The 2,500-nt window shown below is 66.8% G+C and carries 4 protein-coding genes (1 of these 4 cut by a window edge); all 4 read right to left on the bottom strand.

Annotated elements, in window-relative coordinates:
* Positions 1-813 carry the 5' portion of a sulfite reductase flavoprotein subunit alpha gene (locus tag QRO91_RS19840; protein ID WP_197651263.1) on the bottom strand. It extends 717 nt beyond the left edge of the window, so 813 of the gene's 1,530 nt are visible here — the first part of the coding sequence; it begins with the start codon at positions 811-813; its stop codon lies off the left edge, out of view.
* Positions 810-1,238: a PAS domain-containing protein gene (locus tag QRO91_RS19835; protein WP_005409905.1), complete on the bottom strand. Its 429-nt coding sequence runs from the start codon at positions 1,236-1,238 to the stop codon at positions 810-812. Before QRO91_RS19835 ends, QRO91_RS19840 begins: the two co-directional genes overlap by 4 nt.
* A 217-nt stretch (positions 1,239-1,455) precedes the next feature.
* Positions 1,456-1,770 carry an AzlD family protein gene (locus QRO91_RS19830; protein WP_197633800.1) on the bottom strand — a complete coding sequence of 105 codons (315 nt, stop codon included), beginning with the start codon at positions 1,768-1,770 and terminating at the stop codon, positions 1,456-1,458.
* A complete protein-coding gene (locus tag QRO91_RS19825; protein WP_197650152.1) occupies positions 1,767-2,498 on the bottom strand; it encodes an AzlC family ABC transporter permease in 732 nt (243 codons plus the stop codon). Before QRO91_RS19825 ends, QRO91_RS19830 begins: the two co-directional genes overlap by 4 nt.
* Positions 2,499-2,500: the final 2 nt, after the last annotated feature.

The following is a 2,500-nucleotide window of genomic DNA, read 5'->3' as shown; positions in this document are numbered from 1 at the left end:
CTTCTGGCTGACCTTCAACAGGTCCTTCAGCAATTCGCTGCCACTGAGCCGGGCCAATTCGCGCAGCACCCCCTTGCTCAGCAGGCGCAGCTCGCGGTCATGCAGGGCGGCCACGGCGGTGGTGTCGCCGTACCAGGTGGCCAATGCCTGCAGCAGGGCAGGATCGTTCTCGGGTACTACGTGCAGGGTGTCGCCCGCGCGATAGGCCATGCCACTGCCGGCAATGTCCAGCTGCAGGTGCCACGCCGCCGGGTCGCTGCTGTTCAAACGGCGACGTTCGAGAATGGGGGCGGCAAACGCATTGTCCTCGCCATAGGCGGTGACCTGCAGGCGCAAGTCCTGGCCGGCGCTGAGGTCGCCGTCCAGCACCTGGCCGAGCACCGGCTGCCATTGCTGGAAGAACTGCTCGTAGCCCAGGTCAGCGTCCACGCGGTGCAGCAGCGGCTGCGCCTGGCGCTCACTCAGCGCAGCATCCAGCGCCTTGGTGAAGCCACAGAAGCTGGGGTAGCCGGTGTCACCAAGGCCAAACACCGCATAGCGCAGGCCGCTCAGCGTCGGGGTCTGGCGCAGTGTTTCGAAGAACTGCTCGCCGTTGGCCGGCGGCTCGCCATCGCCGAACGAGCTTGAGATCGCCAGCAGCACATCGCCGTGGCCGAGACTGGCCACGTCGATGTCGTTGAACGGGAGCACCTGCGGCGCGTGCGGCTGCAGGTCCGCGCCCAGGCGCTGGGCCAGAGCGCGGGCATTGCCCGACTCGGACGCGAAACCCACCAGCAGGCGGCTGAAGGGCGCACTGGTCGGGAGGGCGTTCACGCGGCCTCGTAGAAGTCGTCGAACTTTTCCTTGCTGAACTCGACCAGGTCGTAGTTCTGCATCAGGTCGTTCACCACGCGGCGGATGCTGATATAGGAGGTGATGTTGCCGTCGGCGTCGAACAGCGGCTGCACCGTGGTGTCGACCACGTAGAGCACGCCGCCCTTGCCGAGGTTGGGCACGATGCCGGTCCAGGTCTTGCCGGCCTTGATGGTGTCCCACATGTCCTTGTAGACCGCCTTGGGCACATCCGGGTGGCGCACGATGCTGTGCGGCTGGCCGATCAGCTCCTCGCGGGCGAAGCCGGTGAGCGTGCAGAACAGGTCGTTGGCGTAGGTGATGTTGCCCTGCAGGTCGGTGGTGGAGATCACCATGACGTTCTGCATGGCGTTCAGCAGCTGGGCGTTGTCGGGGGTGTAGCTCATCGCAGGGTCCTTATGGATGCCGGTAGCGCCGGCGTGTTCGGGTCCTGCATAGAGATACGCCCGCACGGCGGCGGGCGGTTTGACATTGGTCAAGCGGGGGGCGCGAAGGGCTGCGACGGGGTGTCGCAGGGAGGTTCTCTGTAGAGCCGAGCCCATGCTCGGCTGCGGTGACCGTTACAGCCGAGCGTGGGCTCGGCTCTACAGAAAGGGCAAGGTGTCAGCCCATCAGATAGCGCAGCACACCGGCGGAGACCACGCCGATCAGCACCGTCGGCAGCATCGACAGCCGCGTGGCGGCCAGCAGGGTGATCGCCAGTGCGGCCAGGTCGGCGGGCTTGTCAGCGACGAAGTCCGGGGCGATCACCGAGATCAGCACGCAGCCCGGCGCGGCTTCCATCACCGTCACGGCGCGTTTGCTCAATGTGCGGTTGCGCAGCGCGAGGAAACCGACAATGCGGGTCAGGTAGGTGGCGGTGGCCATCAGCACGATGGTCAGCACCGAGGTCCAGTGGATCAGTCCGTTGAAGATCATGCCGCGTCCTCCGCCAGCAGCCAGGCGGCCGCCAGGCCGGCCAATGCGCCGCTGGCTACGTACCAGGCGCCCGGAATCAGCAGATAGGTGGCAGCGGCCACCACCAGGCTCACCAGCCACGGCCGCGCGGCCTTCACGCCCTGCCACATGCCGCGCAGTAGCACCAGGAACACGGCGGGGAAGGCCATGTCGAAGCCATAGGCGTGGATGTCGCCCAGCATCGGTCCGACGATCGCGCCCAGCGCGGTACAGGCTACCCACACCGTATACAGGCCTGCCGATACGCCCAGGTAGTAGGCCAGGCTGAAGCCAAGTGCGCGGCGTCGCGCATCGGCCACGCCCATCGCCCAGCTTTCATCGCACATGAAGAACAGGGCCGGCAGCACGCGGCGTCGTGGCAGGTGCTGCAGCAGCGGGGCCAGGCTGGCGCCCATCAGCAGGTGGCGGCTATTGACCAGTGCGGTGATGGCCACGATCAGTGCAATGTGCGGTGGCGAGGTCCACAGTTCGACGGCGGCGAACTCTGAGCCGCCAGCGAAGTTGAGGCCGGTCATCAGCGGCACTTCCAGTGCGCTCAGGCCTTTCTGGGCGGCCTGGGCGCCAAGTACCAGGGCGAAGGGAATGAAGCCGATCATTACCGGCACCGCAGCACGCAGGCCGCGCAGGAATTCGGCACGTGGGGCGGTGTGGCAGGCGTCGGGCAGGGGGAGGGTGGTACGGGCGTCCATCT

The sequence above is a fragment of the Stenotrophomonas maltophilia group sp. Smal32 genome (assembly GCF_030237085.1).
Classification (GTDB): Bacteria; Pseudomonadota; Gammaproteobacteria; order Xanthomonadales; family Xanthomonadaceae; genus Stenotrophomonas; species Stenotrophomonas maltophilia_Q.
The sequence above is the reverse complement of the archived record's forward strand: the minus strand, read 5'-3'. Positions and strand labels throughout refer to the sequence as shown.